Source organism: Myroides sp. N17-2, assembly GCF_002286775.1.
Classification (GTDB): domain Bacteria; phylum Bacteroidota; class Bacteroidia; order Flavobacteriales; family Flavobacteriaceae; genus Flavobacterium.
In genome coordinates this window covers 195,426-215,092 of record NZ_NSGJ01000002.1, presented here as the reverse complement: position 1 = coordinate 215,092, position 19,667 = coordinate 195,426, and the positions used below count along the sequence as shown (strand labels likewise).

18 protein-coding genes and 1 riboswitch are annotated in these 19,667 nt (G+C 34.5%); of the genes, 4 read left to right on the top strand and 14 right to left on the bottom strand.

All coding sequences use genetic code 11. The features are described from left to right. Positions 1-3 precede the first annotated feature (3 nt). Both thiH and CF599_RS02190 read left to right on the top strand, forming a co-directional pair. A complete protein-coding gene (gene thiH, locus CF599_RS02195; RefSeq protein ID WP_121964406.1) occupies positions 4-1,113 on the top strand; it encodes a 2-iminoacetate synthase ThiH in 1,110 nt (369 codons plus the stop codon). Positions 1,114-1,128: 15 nt separating this feature from the next. Then, positions 1,129-1,866, top strand: coding sequence for a HesA/MoeB/ThiF family protein (locus CF599_RS02190; RefSeq protein WP_121964405.1), 738 nt, complete (start codon positions 1,129-1,131; stop codon positions 1,864-1,866). On the opposite strand, the gene aat is transcribed toward CF599_RS02190, so the two are convergent. The 3 genes from aat to CF599_RS02175 are packed head-to-tail and all read right to left on the bottom strand — an operon-like array spanning position 1,843 to position 4,107. Further along, on the bottom strand, positions 1,843-2,487 hold the full coding sequence (aat, locus tag CF599_RS02185) for a leucyl/phenylalanyl-tRNA--protein transferase (RefSeq protein ID WP_121964404.1): 645 nt from the start codon (positions 2,485-2,487) through the stop codon (positions 1,843-1,845). The genes CF599_RS02190 and aat overlap by 24 nt on opposite strands. 50 nt (positions 2,488-2,537) lie before the next feature. Next, a complete protein-coding gene (locus CF599_RS20060; RefSeq protein ID WP_121964403.1) occupies positions 2,538-3,209 on the bottom strand; it encodes a DUF3127 domain-containing protein in 672 nt (223 codons plus the stop codon). Between the two features lie 25 nt (positions 3,210-3,234). Further along, positions 3,235-4,107, bottom strand: coding sequence for a flavin reductase family protein (locus CF599_RS02175; protein WP_121964402.1), 873 nt, complete (start codon positions 4,105-4,107; stop codon positions 3,235-3,237). Positions 4,108-4,242: 135 nt separating this feature from the next. Here CF599_RS02175 and CF599_RS02170 point away from each other — a divergent pair, with 135 nt between their 5' ends. Continuing rightward, positions 4,243-5,394: a PAS domain-containing sensor histidine kinase gene (locus tag CF599_RS02170; protein ID WP_121964401.1), complete on the top strand. Its 1,152-nt coding sequence runs from the start codon at positions 4,243-4,245 to the stop codon at positions 5,392-5,394. Positions 5,395-5,431: 37 nt separating this feature from the next. Here the strand turns inward: CF599_RS02170 and CF599_RS02165 are convergent, their stop codons facing one another. Then, positions 5,432-5,821, bottom strand: coding sequence for an HIT family protein (locus CF599_RS02165; protein ID WP_121964400.1), 390 nt, complete (start codon positions 5,819-5,821; stop codon positions 5,432-5,434). Positions 5,822-5,836: 15 nt separating this feature from the next. Next, positions 5,837-6,316: a transcription elongation factor GreA gene (gene greA, locus CF599_RS02160; RefSeq protein WP_121964399.1), complete on the bottom strand. Its 480-nt coding sequence runs from the start codon at positions 6,314-6,316 to the stop codon at positions 5,837-5,839. Between the two features lie 312 nt (positions 6,317-6,628). Between greA and CF599_RS02155 the strand changes: the two genes are divergently transcribed. Next, a complete protein-coding gene (locus tag CF599_RS02155; protein ID WP_121964398.1) occupies positions 6,629-7,084 on the top strand; it encodes a hypothetical protein in 456 nt (151 codons plus the stop codon). 250 nt (positions 7,085-7,334) lie between these two features. Here the strand turns inward: CF599_RS02155 and CF599_RS02150 are convergent, their stop codons facing one another. The 9 genes from CF599_RS02150 to CF599_RS02110 form a co-directional block, all read right to left on the bottom strand. Beyond that, the gene (locus tag CF599_RS02150) at positions 7,335-9,479 is read right to left on the bottom strand and encodes a TonB-dependent receptor (RefSeq protein WP_121964397.1); all 2,145 of its coding nucleotides are present in this window, start codon (positions 9,477-9,479) and stop codon (positions 7,335-7,337) included. A 74-nt stretch (positions 9,480-9,553) separates the two neighbouring features. Beyond that, positions 9,554-9,642, bottom strand: a riboswitch (TPP riboswitch). 71 nt (positions 9,643-9,713) lie between these two features. After that, positions 9,714-10,112 carry an alternative ribosome rescue aminoacyl-tRNA hydrolase ArfB gene (arfB, locus tag CF599_RS02145; RefSeq protein ID WP_121964396.1) on the bottom strand — a complete coding sequence of 133 codons (399 nt, stop codon included), beginning with the start codon at positions 10,110-10,112 and terminating at the stop codon, positions 9,714-9,716. Beyond that, entirely contained in the window at positions 10,097-10,723 is a 627-nt protein-coding gene (gene pnuC / locus CF599_RS02140) for a nicotinamide riboside transporter PnuC (protein WP_121964395.1), read from the bottom strand. The genes arfB and pnuC overlap by 16 nt, the downstream gene beginning before the upstream one ends. 71 nt (positions 10,724-10,794) lie before the next feature. Continuing rightward, positions 10,795-11,514, bottom strand: a complete 720-nt coding sequence (locus tag CF599_RS02135; protein ID WP_121964394.1) for a Bax inhibitor-1 family protein — start codon at positions 11,512-11,514, stop codon at positions 10,795-10,797. A 52-nt stretch (positions 11,515-11,566) separates the two neighbouring features. Further along, a complete protein-coding gene (locus CF599_RS02130; RefSeq protein ID WP_121964393.1) occupies positions 11,567-12,181 on the bottom strand; it encodes a 4'-phosphopantetheinyl transferase superfamily protein in 615 nt (204 codons plus the stop codon). A 131-nt stretch (positions 12,182-12,312) separates the two neighbouring features. Then, positions 12,313-13,668 (bottom strand): DUF4302 domain-containing protein, encoded by a 1,356-nt coding sequence (locus tag CF599_RS02125; protein ID WP_121964392.1) that lies wholly within the window; start codon positions 13,666-13,668, stop codon positions 12,313-12,315. A 22-nt stretch (positions 13,669-13,690) separates the two neighbouring features. Continuing rightward, on the bottom strand, positions 13,691-14,572 hold the full coding sequence (locus CF599_RS02120) for a putative zinc-binding metallopeptidase (RefSeq protein WP_121964391.1): 882 nt from the start codon (positions 14,570-14,572) through the stop codon (positions 13,691-13,693). 19 nt (positions 14,573-14,591) lie between these two features. Next, positions 14,592-16,136: a RagB/SusD family nutrient uptake outer membrane protein gene (locus CF599_RS02115; protein ID WP_121964390.1), complete on the bottom strand. Its 1,545-nt coding sequence runs from the start codon at positions 16,134-16,136 to the stop codon at positions 14,592-14,594. Between the two features lie 13 nt (positions 16,137-16,149). Further along, a complete protein-coding gene (locus CF599_RS02110) occupies positions 16,150-19,509 on the bottom strand; it encodes a SusC/RagA family TonB-linked outer membrane protein (RefSeq protein ID WP_121964389.1) in 3,360 nt (1,119 codons plus the stop codon). Positions 19,510-19,667: the final 158 nt, after the last annotated feature.

Here is a 19,667-nt window from a genome sequence, read left to right as displayed (position 1 = left end):
ACTATGTCCTTTATACAAACTTATGAACAATACGATTGGGAAGAGATCAAAAGAACGATCTATGAGACAACCTCTGTACAAGTAAAACAAAGTTTAGCTAACCGTAAAAAGACACTCACAGACTTTATCCATCTAATCTCTCCTGCCGCTATGCCCTATCTAGAAGAGATGGCTCAGCAGAGTCAACAGCTTACTCAGAAGAGATTTGGCAAGACGATATCACTATATGCGCCGATGTACCTAAGTAATGAGTGTAATAACATCTGTACCTACTGTGGCTTCAGCTTAGATAACAACATTCGTAGAAAGACACTCTCTCCAAAAGAAATAGAACAAGAAGTCAAAGTAATCAAAGCACAAGGGTATGATCATATATTACTCGTAACAGGAGAGGCTAATCACGTAGTCAATATCCACTACTTCAAACAAAGTATAGAACAAATACAGCAGTCTTTTTCTACCATCTCTATAGAGGTACAACCCCTAAAGCAAGATGAGTATGAACAGTTAGCTGATCTAGGTGTATATGCTGTACTAGTATATCAAGAGACCTATCATAAAGAAGTCTATAAACAATACCACCCTAAGGGAAAGAAGTCTAACTTTGAATATAGACTAGACACTCCAGACAGAATAGGGAGAGCTGGCATACATAAGATAGGATTAGGTGTACTCCTTGGACTAGAAGACTGGCGAGTAGATAGCTTCTTTAATGCACTACATATAGACTATCTACAAAAGACTTATTGGCAAACGAAGTACTCTGTCTCGTTCCCTAGACTAAGACCTGCAGAAGGTGTTATAGAACCTAATTTCATTATGGAAGATAGAGACCTCATACAGCTCTTATGCGCCTATAGAATATGGAATGAAGACCTAGAGATATCTATCTCTACTCGTGAGAGTGAAATGCTGAGAAACAATGTATTTAAACTAGGAGCTACTACGATGAGCGCAGGTTCAAAAACCAATCCTGGAGGATATAGTGTAGCAGAAGACTCACTAGAGCAATTTGAGATTTGTGACACTAGAAGTACATCGGAGATATATCACCTTATTAAAGAGTCAGGATATGAACCTGTATGGAAAGATTGGGACAAAGCTTATCAATAACTACAAAACTATAGTATGGATACAACAGATTTCTTGCGATATAACAGACAGATGAATCTAACTGAAGTAGGAATAGACGGTCAGATGAAGATTAAACAAGCTAAAGTATTAGTAATAGGTGCTGGAGGATTAGGTTCTCCAGTGCTAACTTACCTTGCTAGCTGTGGTGTAGGTACACTAGGAGTCATAGACTTTGATACTATCGAACATCACAATCTCCACAGACAAATACTCTTTACAGAAGCTGACATAAACAAAAACAAAACTAATATAGCGAAACAACGCATCGAACAAATCAACCCGCATATTCACTTTAAAACATACGATGAGAAATTAACCACTGACAATGCAATAGCTATTCTGGGTTCATTCGATATTATCGTAGATGGTAGTGATAATTTTAGCACACGTTATCTAGTGAATGATACATGTATAACCTTAGATAAAATACTAGTTTATGGAACTATACTAGGTTTTGAAGGTCAAGTGAGTATCTTTAATCACTGTGACAAGATAAGCCTCCGTGATCTCTTCCCTGAGCCTCCTGCCACAGAAGATGTGCCTAACTGTAGTCTTAATGGAGTACTTGGTACATTCCCTGGCATAATAGGTACTATAATGGCTCACGAGACACTGAAAGTCATCTTAGACCTTCCCACTCTATCAGGACAACTCCTTATATTAAACACATTGACTTGGGAAATAAATAAACTGAAATATGCTAGAGCACTACCTCTTAGGGAGATATTCTAGAAATACCTCTCTAGGTATCTCATAAGCACCTAAAGAACTTAGATGATCATTATATACTTGACAGTCTAATAGTGCGTACTTTTTCTTTTGTAGATATTCACATAGATAGATAAAAGCCACTTTACTAGCATTAGGAACACGGGAGAACATACTCTCTCCGCAGAACACAGGTTTCACATCTACACCATATAGACCACCTACAAGTTCTCCATCTTGCCAAACCTCAACAGATTGTGCAATGCCAAGCTTATTTAAATTACAATAAGCATCTATCATATCATCAGTGATCCATGTTCCTAATTGTCCATTGCGTTTAGCATTCTGACAGTTATTTATTACTTCAGCAAAACAAGTATTGAAAGTAATTTTAAATTGTTCTTTTTTAAGGATACTACGCATACTCTTAGAGATATGTACTTCATGAGGTTCGAGTACCATACGCATATCAGGTGCCCACCAAGTGATAGGCTCTCCATCTTCAAACCATGGAAATATACCAGACTTATATGCTAATATTAATCTATTAGCAGACAGATCCCCACCTATTGCTAATATACCAGATTCGTGTGCACTTTCCACTGATGGAAAATACAAGTAATTACTATCTATAGATGATATCATAGTAGAAAAAAAAGTCCCTAAGAAATACTTAGGGACATATATAATATTTTTTAGAATGGTAAATCGTCGTGATCCTCTTCTTGGTAGCTAGAAGCAGGAGGAAACTGTTGTCCCATATTGTTTTGCCCTTGGTTAAACCCTTGTTGTTGGTTTTGGTTAAAACCTCCTTGTTGTTGACCTTGAGTATTTTGAGCAAACCCTTGCTGTTGGTTTTGATTAAAACCTCCTTGCTGTTGCATTTGAGTGTTTTGATTAAAATCTTGTTGTTGATTTTGGTTAAAACCTCCTTGCTGTTGCATTTGAGTGTTTTGAGCAAACCCTTGTTGTTGGTTTTGGTTAAAACCTCCTTGTTGAGACATACCTGCGTTACCATATTGAGACTGCATATTGTCTTGTTGTCCCATATAAGGTTGTTGGTTTTGTCCCATATTACCTCCTTGTTGAGCAGGCATCATGTGTTCTATTCTCCACCCTTGGATTGTATTAAAGTATCTAGTTTCTCCTTGTGGACTTTGCCACTCTCTTCCTCTCAAATTAATAGCCACCTTAACTTGCTCACCTACTTGATATGTGTCTAACATACTTACTTTATCTTGAGTGAACTCAATCATAATATGCTGAGGATATTGCTCTTCCGTAGTTATTACAACTTCTCTCTTTCTGAATGATGAACTAATATCTTGTGTATGTCCAATTAATTTGATTCTTCCTGTAACTTCCATTTTAATCTCTTTTTTTAATTACAATCTATTCGGCTAAAATTGTTTTCCAAGCCAAAGGTACATTATTTTCTTCTAAATATTTTTTTGCTAATTTAAATTTATTGATTTGATTCTTAGATGCCAATATTTCTTTTAATTCTGTATTTGAATTTACAAAGCTTAACACCTCTTCATCATTAGGCAATAACTCAATATTCCCTAAAACTCCTAAATCATTACCAGAGAACACACCACTCTCCACTACTCCTTCAGGTAGTGCATCCACTCCTAAACCAAGTGTAGTCAATGGCTTCTCTACTTCGAATATACCATCATTAGCACGTGTGTACCAGTTAGCTCCCATACGCGCTACTAAATCTATCTTATGTTGATCTATCTGTCCGCTCTCATCTAATACCTCTTCACTTACGTGAATCTTCACTACCTCACAGATAACTAAATTACCTGCGCCACCTTCTTGCCCAAGACCGATTACCTCCTGCACCACACACTCATACTGTACAGGGCTTTCTTTTACTCTAAACGGCTTAACTACATCTGATGGTACCATCGTCAGTCCAGACTTAATAAACTCATTCACGCCATCCTTGTATTCTGTACTCGATAGAGAAGTCTGCTGTACCATATCATAGGTCACTACATTAATAACTACCTGAAGATTAGCCTGCACGTTAAACAGTGTGTGCTTATTAGAATTATCTCTCACACGTCTAGACGGAGAAAACACTAAAATAGGTGGGTTAGTACTCACCATATTAAAGAAACTAAACGGAGACAGATTAGGTCTACCATCAGCATCTATCGTACTTGCAAGAGCTATTGGGCGTGGCCCTATAGACGTCTGCATCAGTCTCTGTAGTTCTACTACAGATATATCGTTTGGTTTTATAGATTTCATATATTCTTTTAATTCAAGAAAAGTAAAGTTACAAAAGCTTTTAATAACCTTAAAACTTTTAATACTTCATTAAACCTTAAATCAATTCATTTATTTTAATTACTTTTAAATCTTGATATTAAACCATTTCAAATCTTGAGCAATAAGAAAGAAATATTTCGTTGGTCAGTTATCGCTGCCGCATTAATCACCTTATTAGTAATTCTTTGGAACACCTATTCTTTTTTTCAGACTTATAAGACTGAAGAGAGAACAAAAATGAAAATATGGGCTGAAGCGCTGAATACTCTTGACACGGCTACCTCTATCGAGGCAGACGTATCTCTTCCCTTTCTTATTATGATGGAGAATAAGACGATTCCTATCATACAAACTGACGTAAATGACAATATACTTTCTATTAACAACATAGATGAACACATAGTCAATACACCTGAGAAGAAACAAGCACTGCTGCGCAGATTAAAATCACAAAACCCACCTATACTACTAAAAGTAGGTAAGCAAACGCAATACGTGTACTATGGCAACTCTTCTTTATTAACAAAACTGAAGTATTACCCAGTTACCCTAGTTTTAATATTCTTATTCTTTACTGTCTTATTATTCTATTTCTATCGCAGTAATAAAGTAGCTACCCAAAATAAACTGTGGACAGGTATGGCGAAAGAAACTGCCCATCAGATAGGAACTCCTTTATCTTCACTACTAGGATGGATAGAAATAATGAGACTCGACAAGGTCAATCCTGAAACCATAGCAGAAATAGAGAAGGACGTAAAGAAACTGCAAATTATAGCTGATAGGTTCTCCAAGATAGGTTCTATCCCTAAGCTTACTGATGTCGATATTATCTCTGAGACCCGTAAGACTTTTGATTACTTTTCTCTTAGAAATTCGAAGCAAATACTGTTTACAATGGATAGTCCTGACTACGAGATACTAATCCCATTAAACAAGGAGCTACACAGCTGGACGATAGAGAATCTTATCAAGAACGCTATAGATGCTATGAAAGGAAAAGGAAAACTAGCCATACACATACAAGACACTCCCAAAGTAGTCAATATACTGATCACTGATTCAGGTAGCGGTATCCCTAAAAAACTGTTGAAAAAAATATTCGAACCAGGATATACTACTAAGAAACGCGGATGGGGATTAGGACTATCTCTAACAAAAAGGATAGTAGAAGACTTCCAAAATGGAAAAATTAAAATAACCCAATCAGAAATAGGCAAAGGAACCACATTCTGTATTACGTATAACAAAAAAAGGTTGCACTAGTCTTACTAGGCAACCTTTTTTGTTATTTTGGATAGTCTTATAAATGACTATTAATAGCCTTAGCTACTTGTTCGAATTCTTCCGGAGATAGCTTTTCCTTCTTAGTGAATCGCATATCATCCATCTCTTGAAGAGGAATTAGATGAACGTGTACATGAGGTACTTCTAACCCCACTACAGCCATCCCTATTCTCTTACAAGGTACCGCTAGCTCTAATGCCTTAGCTACCTTACGAGAGAACTTCATCAACTCTAGATATTGATCCTCTTCCATATCAAAAATCTTATTAATCTCCTTCTTAGGAATACATAATGTATGTCCCTTCGCATTAGGATTAATATCTAAAAATGCTAGAAAATTATCATCCTCTGCTACTTTATATGCAGGTATCTCTCCTGAAATGATCTTCGTGAAAATAGAACTCATAATCTATCTATGTTTTTAGTTATCTCTACTAATTTCAAGTATTTCAAACGAAATACTACCATTAGGAACTTGTATCTCAGCTACATCGCCAACAGACTTACCTAGTAAACCTCTACCGATAGGAGAAGTTACAGATATCTTACCTGCTTTTAAATCAGCTTCACTCTCTGCTACTAATGTATACGTAATCTCCATACCATTAGCAGTATTTTTAATCTTTACTTTAGATAAAACCAAAGCTTTAGTAACATCTAACTGAGATTCGTCTATTAATCTAGCATTCGCTACTACTTCTTCTACCTTAGCTATCTTCAGCTCTAATAATCCTTGTGCTTCCTTAGCTGCATCATATTCTGCATTCTCAGACAAGTCACCTTTATCCCTTGCATCAGCTATCGCTTGAGATGCTTTAGGACGCTCCACACTTTTCAACTGCTCTAATTCGTCTTTTAACTTCTTAAGACCTTCCGCAGTATAATACGAAATCTTGCTCATAATTAACTCGTTTATATAAAAACCTTAAATCCGTAACTACCATTTACTGCGAATGAATTCTACTTTACATAACTTCAATTAGCTCTAAAACCACACTATAGTGTACTTTAATCACTAATCTTGCTCTGTTTTGTATAATTTATTCTCGTTTAAACGTTCTTTACGGATTTAAGGTAAATAGAAAAAATCCCATAAAAACGGGATTCCTTACTATAAAGATATTTTTATTTTATTGTTAAATCAATAATTGATTGTTCTACTATATTTGTCAAATATAATTAATTAAATTTGTTTTTCAAACAGTTTATTAAAATGAAGAAATTATTTATAATCCTTTTTACGATACTTATAGCTGCAGCATGTAGTAAAAGCGACAGTAGATATGTAAACCCTAATCTACCTAGTAATAGTATCAATTACACAGTATATTTAAATAATCCTGACGCAATAAACTTACTAAATCCTGGAGGTGTATATGTAGCTTATGGAGTTGGAGGAAGTATTAGTGGTATTGGAATATATAATGCAGGAACACAGTATTTCGCATATGAACTTACCTGTCCAAATCACAAACCTCTAGAATGTTCAGTACTAACTCGTAAAGAGAATAAAGGAGTATTTGTTTATTGCAAGTGTTTACACAATCACGACGGACAAGAAGCGCAGTTCAGTCTTATTAATGGACAGTCTCTTACTCCTGGTATCCAATATCAACTTAAACCCTATCATGTAAGAAAACAAGGTGATTACTTGTACATCACTTATTAACTTCAAACACATAGTTATATACTACTATTTAATTCACAAGAAGAACTAAATCGACTAATTATAACACATCTAAAATCAAACTATATTCTTCAACACCTCTTCAACATTTGTTCAAGAGTTCCCTATAAAGGAGTTCATTTGTTGAAGAAATCTTGAAAAAACCTTGAAGCAATCTTGAACGACAGGATTAGATATAAAAAAAGCTACTATTTTAACAATAGTAGCTTTTTGTTTTATTATACTTCGCTAATTAAAACTTAATTGTCAAGCCTGCTAATATATTAAACTCTGCTTGTGGATAATAAGCTGGCCCCCATTCTGGATCATAATATCCATTAGAGATATACTTCACATTAAATATATTGTTTGCTAGTACAGAAACTCCTACTGATCTAACCCATCCTTTTATTGGGAACTCATAAGAAGCACTCAAATCATTGATAAAATAAGAATCAAGCTTAGACTCCTTAGCATCTAGATTAGCCATATATTGCTCTCCTACAAACTTCGTAAGTAACGATACACTCATCCCTTTTAAAGGTAGATAGGTAATAGCGTTAGATGCGATAAAATCAGGTGAAAAGGCAATATTAGTAGTCCCTAGATTTGTAGGTTTATTATCTACAGTAGTCATAAAGTTCTTATTCTTATTTGCACTTATCGTTACACTAGGAGACCAATATAGCTTCTCTAACACACGTACATTCGCGTCAATCTCAATACCTGCTCTATAACTATCCCCGCTATTCGCTCTTAGCATTCCTCCCACATCATTCATCTCTCCTGTCAAGATCAATTGATCCTTGTATTTCATATAATAGGCATTCACATTAATCGTGGTTCTATCGCCTCTAAATCTCCATCCTAACTCATAATCATCCATACTCTCAGACTTAGGTCTACCTTCCCCCTCGTAGTCTTTTCTATTTGGTTCTCTGTTTCCCTTAGCATAAGATAGATAGAACTGATTCTCCTCATCTAGTTGGAACGTAACTCCTCCTTTAGGATTAAAAAAGTTAAACTTATCATTTACTAACCCTGTCTCGATACCATTCGCTTCATAAGTCACTCTTCTATACTGCATATCTCCATATAAACTCCACTTATCAGCGAACTGCCAAGTAGCTTTAGCATAGAAATTAAGATCTGTCTTCACTGCATCATCTCTGTAATACTCATAGTTAGGGCTAAACTTTACTGGCTGTCTAGTCCATAGTACATTTCCGAAGTGATCCCCCTCATACTTATTTGCTCCTCCACCTACGATAACATTTAATTTATCAGCTGTATAGTTGGTATTAAACACCATTCCATAGAAGTGATTAGCAAGGCTCTTCTGTCTAATAAGGTCTGTCTTATTTACCTCCTTACCATCTACGGTAATAGGCTTAAATCCATAACTCTTAAACTTCTGATTTTCTTTATAGTTCTCATAATATCCATCGCCTTTAGTGTAATGTAGGGATACATTAGAAGACCACGCTGATGACCACTGTTCACTCCAGTGCAATTGATAATGTGTTTGGATATAATTATCAGTCTCATTATCATAAAACTGTGTATTTCCTTGATCATCCTTATATTTTCCAGCAGGATTATAACGGCGACCATACTTATCAATATCAGATTGAGACACCCCATTCCAGGCTTGATACGTTTTTTGTTTTCCACCGAATACTACTGCTTTTACTAAAGAAGTCTTCCCTACATACATCCCTTGTAAGTAATAAGACTTCATATTAGACGAAGCTCTGTCGATATACCCATCAGACTTCATATCTGACAGACGCCCAGCAATCTCAAACTTGTCATTAATTAGACCAGTACTGAACTTCACAGTAGATTTGCGAGTATTGTAGCTACCAAAAGAATTAGATACTTCTCCATTAGCTTCATGTGCATAATCATCTGTTTTTAGATTCAGACTAGCACCGAAAGCAGATGAGCCATTAGTAGAGGTACCTACCCCACGCTGTAACTGTAGATTCTGTACGGATGAAGTGAAGTCAGGCATATTAACCCAAAACGAACCTTGTGACTCCCCATCGTTATAAGGAATACCATTAAGGGTAACATTCACACGTGATGCATCAGATCCGCGTACTCTAAAACTAGAATACCCTATCCCATTACCTGCATCAGTAGTAGTCACAACAGAAGTCATATAAGACATCATCGTCGGAATATCCTGACCGAGGTTACGTTGACTAAGATCCTTCTTAGACAAATTAGCATAAGCAATAGGAGTCTTCTCATCTGCACGAACAGCAGATAATACGATTTCGTTAAGTGTTGCTTGTTGAATTGAATCTTTTAGTTGTTTTTCCTGAGCATGTGCTATAGTACTTATGCACGCTGTCGTTAGGAACAAAGATTGAAATAAAGTTTTTTTCATTCGTAAAACATTTACAAATAAAAGGGGCAATTATTTTTATTAATTAATAATTACACTAATCCATTACAGCTCTATATAAGAACTGCATTAACTCCCTTGGCAGCATTACCCGCCCAGGTTCTATGGGTATGATCTCAGCCGTACGGCACCCCTTTGAGATTGATGCTGCAAATATAGACTCTTTTAATTGAGTAAAACAACTATATCTACAATAAAGTATTTTGGCAGGTGATTCTAAAGTACTCTTTTTCGAAGTGCTTTCTTAAGAGAGTTCTGCTGTTTATTCTCTTTTCTCTTCTGTATTACCCTACGAGGAGTCTTTGTCTCTCTGCGTTCTTTCTCTATGTGTAATCCAATAGACAGCAACTGAAAGAAGCGCTCTATCACGATTGCCTTATTCTTAATCTGACTACGTGTGTTATCAGCATCTAATACTAATACACCTTCTTTAGTAAATCTATTTTTAAGACGTTCTAATAATAGTGTACGTTCTTCTTCTGTTATCCCTTGCGAATTCATACAATCCCAAGACAGCACTACTTTAGTAGATACTTTATTAACATTCTGCCCACCAGCTCCGCTACTTCGCACAGCTTTAAAGCTTAATTCTCTTTCTATTACTTCTCTAAGCATTTTTCTCTATTTATTGTTTTATACCATGAGATATAAGCCATGGTCGCTAATACTGTAAAGATAGCAAATTGTACTGCTAATATACCATAACCTCTATAAGCATATAACGGAATAGAGACAATATCTCCTATAATCCACAGCGTCCAGTTCTCTATCTTCTTTAATGCCATATAATACATTCCTGTAAAGAATATACCTGATGTGATGATATCTATGTAATTCTCAGGTAAGATCTCTTTGCTTGAGAAGTGATATACTCCATAGATAACCACTAAGGTAACTACGAAGATTACAATCCCTTTTATCTTCTCACTAGTATTGGTTCTACTAATCTTTAATACGGTATCTCCATCTTTCTGTCTTGACCAATTATACCATCCATAGACACTCATAATAGAATAATAACCGTTCAGTATCATGTCTCCATAATAATCTATCACATAAAGTAGATAAACAGTAATGATAGTCGCTATAATACCTGTCGGATACACAAGGATATTCTCCTTACCCGCATACCAAACACTAAAAATACCAAAAAAGAATACTATAGATTCTAACACTATCTGAAGTGTACTTGCATCTTTATAAGCACCGAAAAAAAAGTCTAACATAATCAATAACTTAAAATAAAAAACCGCGTCCCTTTAGGAACGCGGTTCAAAAATATAATATATCTTTCTAATTAGTTACTTCTGTTCATCACAATTCTTAGAATATACCAGAATAAAAGCATTAATGATGCAAATAATGATAAAGCAGCAGGCACATACTGATTAGCAGCGTACTCATTTTTAATTTGCCATGTAGAGTATAAAATAGATCCTGAAGCTAATGCTACCATTGCTAATGAGAACCATAACCCAAGGTTAAATCCGAAGATCATACCACAAATAATAGTTCCTAATGCTAAGAAGAATCCTATACTTAGTATCGATCTCATAAAAGAGAAGTTCGCATTAGAGCCAAAAACTACTCCTGTTAATCCACCGAATAAGGCTAAGGTCATAATACCTGCTTGAGAGATTAATGTCAAATCGTTAGTCATCGACATCGCTACATAAAGAATAGGTACAAAAATGAATGCTTCAGCTAATGTATATAGGAAGAAACCTGCATACTGTTGCGTTTTATTAGTCGTGTTATCTGCTAACTTCTGAGCATACCATGTAATTCCCATAAATGCTCCTAGAACAATTAACCATGAGAATTTCCCCATTCCCATAATCTTAAACATTCCTTCTACAACAAAAGGTGTATTAAGCATAATCGTTTCCAACACTATAAATGCCAATACTCCCATTGCTAGAGTAGCATACGTCTTTTTATAAAACTGTGCTCTTACTACCTCTGACTCCTGTGCTACAGGAACCATGTACTCTATTTTGTTAAAACTATTTTCCATAACGTTATTTTATTTATTCAAAAATACTAATTAATATTTATAATATGCAATACTAATTCAATTCTACAGCATAAACCAATGTGAAATTATTAAAATCTACTAGAGAATAAGTAAACACTTGTTTATAAACTCCATTATCTACAACAGCTTCCTTCTCAGCGAGATTAACTAACATATGGTTCTTAAAACTAAGGCTACGAGATTCACACATCTTAAACATTGCTTCCTTAGTACACCAAATTTCAGTTAGCATATCTACTTCATCATCAGCTCCATCAACTAAGGCTAGTTCACTATCATTACAAAACTTGCTCGCTATGCGTCTTATCTTATCCCTTTTCATTTCTATGTCTATCCCAACATTCTCTTTCCCAATGATAATAGATGCGTACTCAAAAGAATGTGATATCGAGATATAACTACCGTCTATAAGTGAGGGCTTTCCATTCTCATCATAACGTAGGTCTAAATCAGAATATCCTGCATACTGTAATAACTGTCTCACAGCTATAAAACCCTTCTGATGAACTTCTGACTTCATTCCCTCTAAGCGTTCCTTTGTCTGTGGGCGCATACTGACATCCTGTATTAATTCTTCAAAAGTTTCTTCAACTTTCCAAACTAATACTTTAATGTTGACTTCAACTATCTCTTTTACTAACGGCATTACTAATTTATTTAAAGCAAAGATATATCAAATAAAAAACACTTTTATAACTCATTCACTGAAGTGTATAAATAGAGTTTTTAGGATACAAAAAAAGCCGCTCATTCGAGCGGCTTAAGTTATTTATTATATTAAAAAACCTTATTAGGTACACTTGTATCCCATGTAGGGAAAGAAATAGGAGCCTTCGTCGATATAAATGTCAATACAGGATTTGTATATTGAATTTTATTAGGTTCTAAACGAAAATATACATCTTCTCCTAGAATTAATGTATTCAAATTCTTTATTTCATTAGGAACAGCAGATGAATTATTCCATTGAATTGGAACAATCTTAACCCTATCTTTCATATCCACAAAAGAGAAGAAATAAAGATATTTTTTACCTTTATAAGTATACTCAACATAATTTGCATTAACAGGTAAACCAATATTAGCATTAAACGTAAAATCTATAAAAGATACATTATACTGTCCAGCAGCATCTTTACCCATAGCAGCAATCTCTTGTTTTAACAATTCAGAAGTAATACTAGATCCAAACAATTGAAGATTGTTAGCAGTTCTAAAAGTAAAAGTACTACCTACTACATTTCCTGGTACTGGTAATAATTTCTTATAACTCATATCAGTCCAAACAGCAGGATTCTTAGAATATTTAATGCTAACCTTAACATCTCCTTCTTTACCTATAAAGGCATTTGTAGAAGCATCATATATAAATGAAGATATCTTTTGCCCTTTAACATCCATAGGAGGAGACAAAACTATTCCTTTAGGATTATAAGCCAAACCAAAAACCTCTTCTTTAATTAAGTTGTTATTGGCTAACTCAATTAGCCTAACAACCCCATAATTATTAAAATCAATACTTTCTTTAGTTCCGCCTGATTCTATTTCTAACACTCTAAAATAAGGTTCTGAAATAGAATTCATCTTTTCAACCATTGTATAATTTTGGCTAAAAGTGTCCCAATCTTCTTTAGTAGCCTTAACAAAAGTTACTTTTTGATCTTGTTTTGGTGATCTAAAATCTATTGTACTTTCTGTATTTCCATAATATCCAAACTGATATTCACCATAATATCCCTTACCAGCAGCATACGGTGAATTTATAGGATCAGATAACTCATGTATCTTTGCACGAGTAGTAAAAACAAGACTTGTAGTCGCTCTTTGCTGGATAGAATACTCTGTTGTCTCTGGTTTGCTCCCATTCTTAGTAAAATCAGAAACCATCTCTACATTGCGACTATCCTTAAATCTCATTAAATAGGTATAGCTACCAAAATCTCCTTCAGAAGTGTTATACACTAATTTCCAACCATATTCTGAAGACAATAATAAATCTTGCAGCTTTTTCTCTTGCTCTGAAAGGCGCTCTGACACAGGTTTATCAAACACACGGTCCTCTTCCTTTTGACAAGAAACTACTCCAGTAAGAATCATTGTCAATAAAAAAGCTTTTGTAATATATTTTTTCATAAATCTAAATCAATTAAAAATGTTAATTCTCTACATCCCCAGCAACTACAGCATTTGTATTTCTTTCAGCAGCATCTCTCAATGCATAAAAATCCATATTAAATTGAGTTTTAAAATATTTCTCAACCATAACGACTTTTTTCTGAATTACACTTTTTCCTGGTTCAGGAACTTTCGCAATAAATGCATCATACTCAGCTTTACTTTTTAGCAAAACAAAAGATGCAGTTTCAGCAAAATCTTCATCATAATTACTACGAGCATATGGAGTAACAAACCCTAAAGCATTACTTGCTGCATCTGTCTGATTATACCAAGAAGAAGTATAACCACCATTGACTTTTGCAACAACATCCCAAGCACTTGTATCATAAGGTTTGGTCTGATTTAGAATATGAATATACTCATGTTGAATAGTATGCACAAATCTCTTAACACTTGATATATCTTTAAAATTCACATAATCAGCGTTATAAAGGGTTATTTTAGCTCCCCCTCCAGCATCTCCTAAAACAATAGTTCCATTGTGATTAAGATTATAACTACCTATCAAATGCAACTGCCTTGGTGCAATTTTTTTAACAAAATTTACTCCTCCTATCTCAGAATAACTATCTATCCATATTTTCTTTATTACTTGCAGTGCAGGCTTCACACTTTCTACCCTAGGAGGAAATAACGTTTTGTCAGGTTTCCCCATTGCCTCATCCCATAAATAAGTAGCTGCGATGTTATATGGCTTAGTATATTTTGCTTCAATCCATTTATCCACTTCAGTTTTCGATTTTTCAGTAGTATCAAAGATAGATTCACTTCGCAGTGAATCTTCTTTAGAACATGCTGTTAATAATACTGAAGCAGTAAAAACTAGACCAACTCCTTTAACTATATTTTTTACTTTCATAATTTTTACTTTTAAATGATTATCTAGAATTTGCTGTTACCCCATTATCAATAGCAACTTGAGGAATCTGTAATTGATATCTTAAATCACCTTTTTTCAAAATAAGCTCTTCTCCACCAATAACTTGATGCTTAATCTCTAAATTAAACCTTCTAATATCAAACCATCTGAATCCTTCATGAAAACCTTCTCTTCTTCTCATTTCAGCAACAGCTTCTAGCATAACAGCCTGTTTCTCATTAATTTCTTTTACAGGAGTATATTTACCAGGAACATAGTCAATTACAGCTGCAACATCATCATATTCAATAGCGTCAAGCAATGTCTCAGGTTTAAGTTCAGGTTTAATATTACTTCTTAGCAAAACCAAATAAGTATACATTTTAAGAGCTTCATCAATTCTGTTTTCCATAACAAAAGCTTCCATACGATCTAAGAAAAGCATATCATTAGAAAATAATACAAAACTTACATGAGGTATACCTGTCATGTTTGTAAAGTCATTTACTTTAAAATTCTCATAAAACTTAGGAACATAAAACGCATCATTATTTGTATAATTAACATTTGGATAATTCCATGCAATACCTAAAGGACTGCTATTTGGGCTAAACAATCCTTTATCACTTTTAGTAGCTTCCCCTTGAGTTAAAACAAAACGACTTGTTGCATTTGTTCTTCTTTTTCTAGATGGAGAAGTCATTACTAGTAAATTTGTTTCTAGTTCTGGTTTCGCAAATTCTCTTTCATTTCGAGCAGAATCCCACTTAGAAATCATAGCTACATCACGCAGCTTTCCTATTGGCAAACTTCCTAAACCATTTGAATATTCAATAGATTTTGTATAATCCCCTTTATATAAATAAAAACGTGCAGCAAATGCTATAGCTGATGCCTCAGTAAAATGATACTTAGTAACTCCTGGATTAGCATACTGAGCTCCTTTTATTTTCTCTAAACCCTCTAATAGATCCTGCTCAATTAATTTATATACTTCAGCTACAGAATTACGTTTATACTGTTGTTTTAATTGAGTTTCAACTCCAGTCACATAAGGCACCCCCATATCACTCTCTGCTGTTTTAGGATCATAACTTTTAGCCCAAAGATTCACAAGCATAAAATGATTATAAGCACGAGATAGAAGAGCTTCCCCTTTTAATTGCTTTAATCCATTTTGAGAAGTAGGCTTATTTGCATACTCTTTCTCCATCTTCTCTAAAGCTTCTATAGCAGTATTTGCGGTAGCTATAGCAGCATAGCTCGCCATCCAAAATTCCTTTGGCGTTTCATAATCCTCTTCTGTACTTACGAGCCACCCAAAATTTTGTTCTGACTGTAAAGTAGTAAGATTCAATTTCCCATTATCAATAACGTTATCGCTCATCTGTTCAGCAAACTCAACAAACGTTGCTTTGGGATATGCTCCAACTAATAATTCTCCAACCTTTTTAGGTGTATCTATTTGTGTTCTATTGTCTGGCACTTCAGAAAGAAAGTCACTACATCCAACTGTAGCTGTCGCCAAAAACAATAAACCAACTAATATCTTAACTCTCTTCATAATAATCTATTTTTTAAAAACCAACATTAAGTGTCAATGTATATTGACTTGTTTGTGGCATTGCTACCCCTCCTGTTCTATAAAACTCTGGATCTTCTCCATTCAATTTCTTATCTGCATAGATTAACCAAGGATTAGTTGCATTAAATCGCAATGAGAAATTAGACATTTTCATAGATCTTTTAAAATGATCAGGGAACTCATAAGTTAGAGAGATATTTTTAAGTCTCACAAATCCACCATCCGCTACACGTTCAGATGAGTAATTATAAGTATTATATGCTCTTTGTATAGAACTACTTCCTATAGCGTTAACAGTTGTATTATCTGGAATTGTAGGAACATTAGTGAAGTTTTCATCTCCAGCATTAATCCAACGATCTTCAAAAGTCTTACTAAATACGTCAGTATCACTATATCTAGCTGCATAAGATGGATATAAACGAATCTTATTTCCTCCAGAAGCAACAATTAAGAAGTTTAAACTCCAATTTTTATATGTGAATGTATTTGTTAAACCTAAAGTTTTATTAGGCTCAATAGATCCTTCATATTTTAAGTAACCCGTTGGATTATTTGTGTCTTGGAAGTTTGCACCTCCAATAGTATTAGTTTCACCTGGTGCTTGTGTAAATGTTGGTAAACCTCTATGATCTAAACCTGTAAACTGATATGAATATAGAGAGTTACGTGGTCTTCCTACTACATTTCCATTAAACCCTTGTATTAAGTCAATAACTCTTGGTGTATTTTGAAGGCTAGTAACCTCTTGATTATAATAAGATCCATTTAAAGTAGTTGACCAACTAAAATCTGAGGTCTTAATATTTGTAGTTGTGATACCAAATTCTACCCCTCTAGTACGCATATCAGCATTATTACCCAATTTAATCTCTTGACCTCCTACACCAGACGTGCGAACGTAATCAATTAAATCAAAAGCATTCCTTTGGTACACATCTGCAACTATTTGAACTCTATTATTCCACAATCCTAAATCAACACCAATATTTGCCTCATGTTGTTTCTCCCATGTTAATTCAGTGTTCTGTAAGTCTTTAATATTAATTCCATTCTCGACATTACCTAAATCAGGCCTAGGAGTAACATAAGGCTTATAAATAGCTAAAGAGTTTGTAGCAGGTCCTGAAGTAGCAGTCAATCCATAAGAAGCACGTAAAGCTAAATTGCTTATTGTTTGTGAATTCTCCATAAACTTCTCACTAGACACATTCCATTTACCAGAAGCTGTCCACGTTGGCAACCATCTAGATGACCCTGAATCACCTTGTCTATTAGACCCATCATAACGACCTGTCAATGCAACTGTATAACGTCTGTCATACGTATAAGCAGCTCTAGCGAAGAAGGCTAAAGTTCGCTCTTTTTCTTCATTATAGGTAAAATAATCACCTCCTTGTTCTAACAATTTACGCATTGCTAATAACTCAGGATAAGTAGTCAATCCTTTATCAAACTGAACTCCTTGAGCTAAGAAATAATCCTTATTACGATTAACAACCCTCATCTCTGTACCTCCAAAAATGTCTAACTCATGTACATCATTAAATACGTTATCATAAGTAAAACTATTTCTTAGCAAGAAAGATGTCATGCTATTAGTAAATGTTCTTTTTAATCCAGAATTAGTCATAATTGGCAATGGTGCCATTTCTGGTCTATTTGGATCCTTGTATAAGAAGATATTCTGATCTCTCTCTATTGTAGATTCATCCGCATTATATGCTCCAATAACATTTGAATCTTGAGTTACATTATGTACCCTTTTAGTATCTGCGTAACGTGCTGATCCGCTTAAGTTATACGTTAAGTTAGGTAGTATCTTATAATCTAAATCCAACTGGAAACGAATATCTTTCACGTCAATATCCATATAGTTATTATCTAACTCATTCATGATATTAAATGGAGCCCAATTACTTCTATAATACTCATAGTTACCATTATTGTCATAAGGGCGTAATGTACGAGTAGTGTTCAATGCATAACTAAAAGGATTGATATCAAAGTCACGCTTTACAGCTCCATTTACCACATCCTTCTCCGCATCATAAGCTCCAGGAGCTTTCTGATCACGTACTGATGCGATAGACGAGATAGATATCTTTAGTTTGTCATTAACGAAGAATGTATTCTTCAAGTTCATTGTCAAACGGTGAACTTTATCAGCAATAGACCATCCTGAATCTGCTAAATAACCAACAGAAGCAAAGTATGCACTATTTTTTCCTCCACCATTAAAACTTAGAGAGTGTTGTTGTACAATAGAAGGTCTAAACAATTCTTTAAACCAGTTTGTATTTGCCTTCTCATATGTTTGTAAAAAACGGTTTTGCTCTACTTGACTATTATATACACCATACTGATTATGAACAGCATCAAACTGATTCATAGCTCGGTACATAATACCATAAGCACCACTATTACGCCCATAAAGCATAGATGCATAATCTAAATAGCCCTTGTTTTGAAGCTCTTTATATACCATCATGTTATCTTGAGAATTCATTACATCATATTGACTATACTGAGGAATAGGACGTAATGTATTCTCCATCGTATAACTAATAGACATCGGCGTCTCTCTTCTACCAGACTTCGTAGTAATAACTACTACTCCATTCATCGCACGTGATCCATAAATAGCTGTAGCAGAAGCATCCTTAAGTACATCAATACTTAATACATCATCCGCATTAATACCAGATAATGCAGAACTCAACACAGACTCTGAGTTACCAGAAGCTAACTGCTCAAAAGATACGTTAACAATATCCTCTTGTACTACTCCATCAATAACCCATAATGGTTTAGTATCTCCCATAATAGAAGACGCTCCACGAATAGTAATCTTAGGTGCAGCTCCGAATGTACCAGAAGGATTTTGTATTGTTACCCCCGCAACTTTACCTTCAATCATTCTACTTACATCAGCTACCCCATCAACCTTAAGGTCTTTTGCTTCAATACGACTAACAGCCCCTGCCTCTTTACGTTTAGTAATAGTCTGGTACCCTGTATTAATCACTACCTCATCAATCATCTCTGCTGATTCGGCTAAAGAAACATTCAGCACCACTTGCTCCCCAACTTTCTTTTCAGTTGAATTAAAGCCCATAAATTCAAATACAAGAACGGCATCTTTTCCATTAACTTTAATAGAGTAATTACCATCAATGTCTGTTTGAACTGCTTCTTTTGAGCCTTTAACGAATATAGTTGCACCTGGTAATGATAATCCACCATCAGATGCTACTACTCGTCCTTTAATAACTTTCTCTTGTGCATATACACTACCGCTTACCGCTAATGCTAATGAGAAGACAAAGAACTTAAGTAAACCTTTCTTCATACTTGTTAACTATTAATTAATTTATCATTAACAAATAAATAACATAAAAATTTAATAAACTAATACATTTTAATTTTTACATATATTTTAATAATACACACATTTACCCTATAATTATTAAAAAAATATATTTAATTATGCACATATGGCAACCTAAA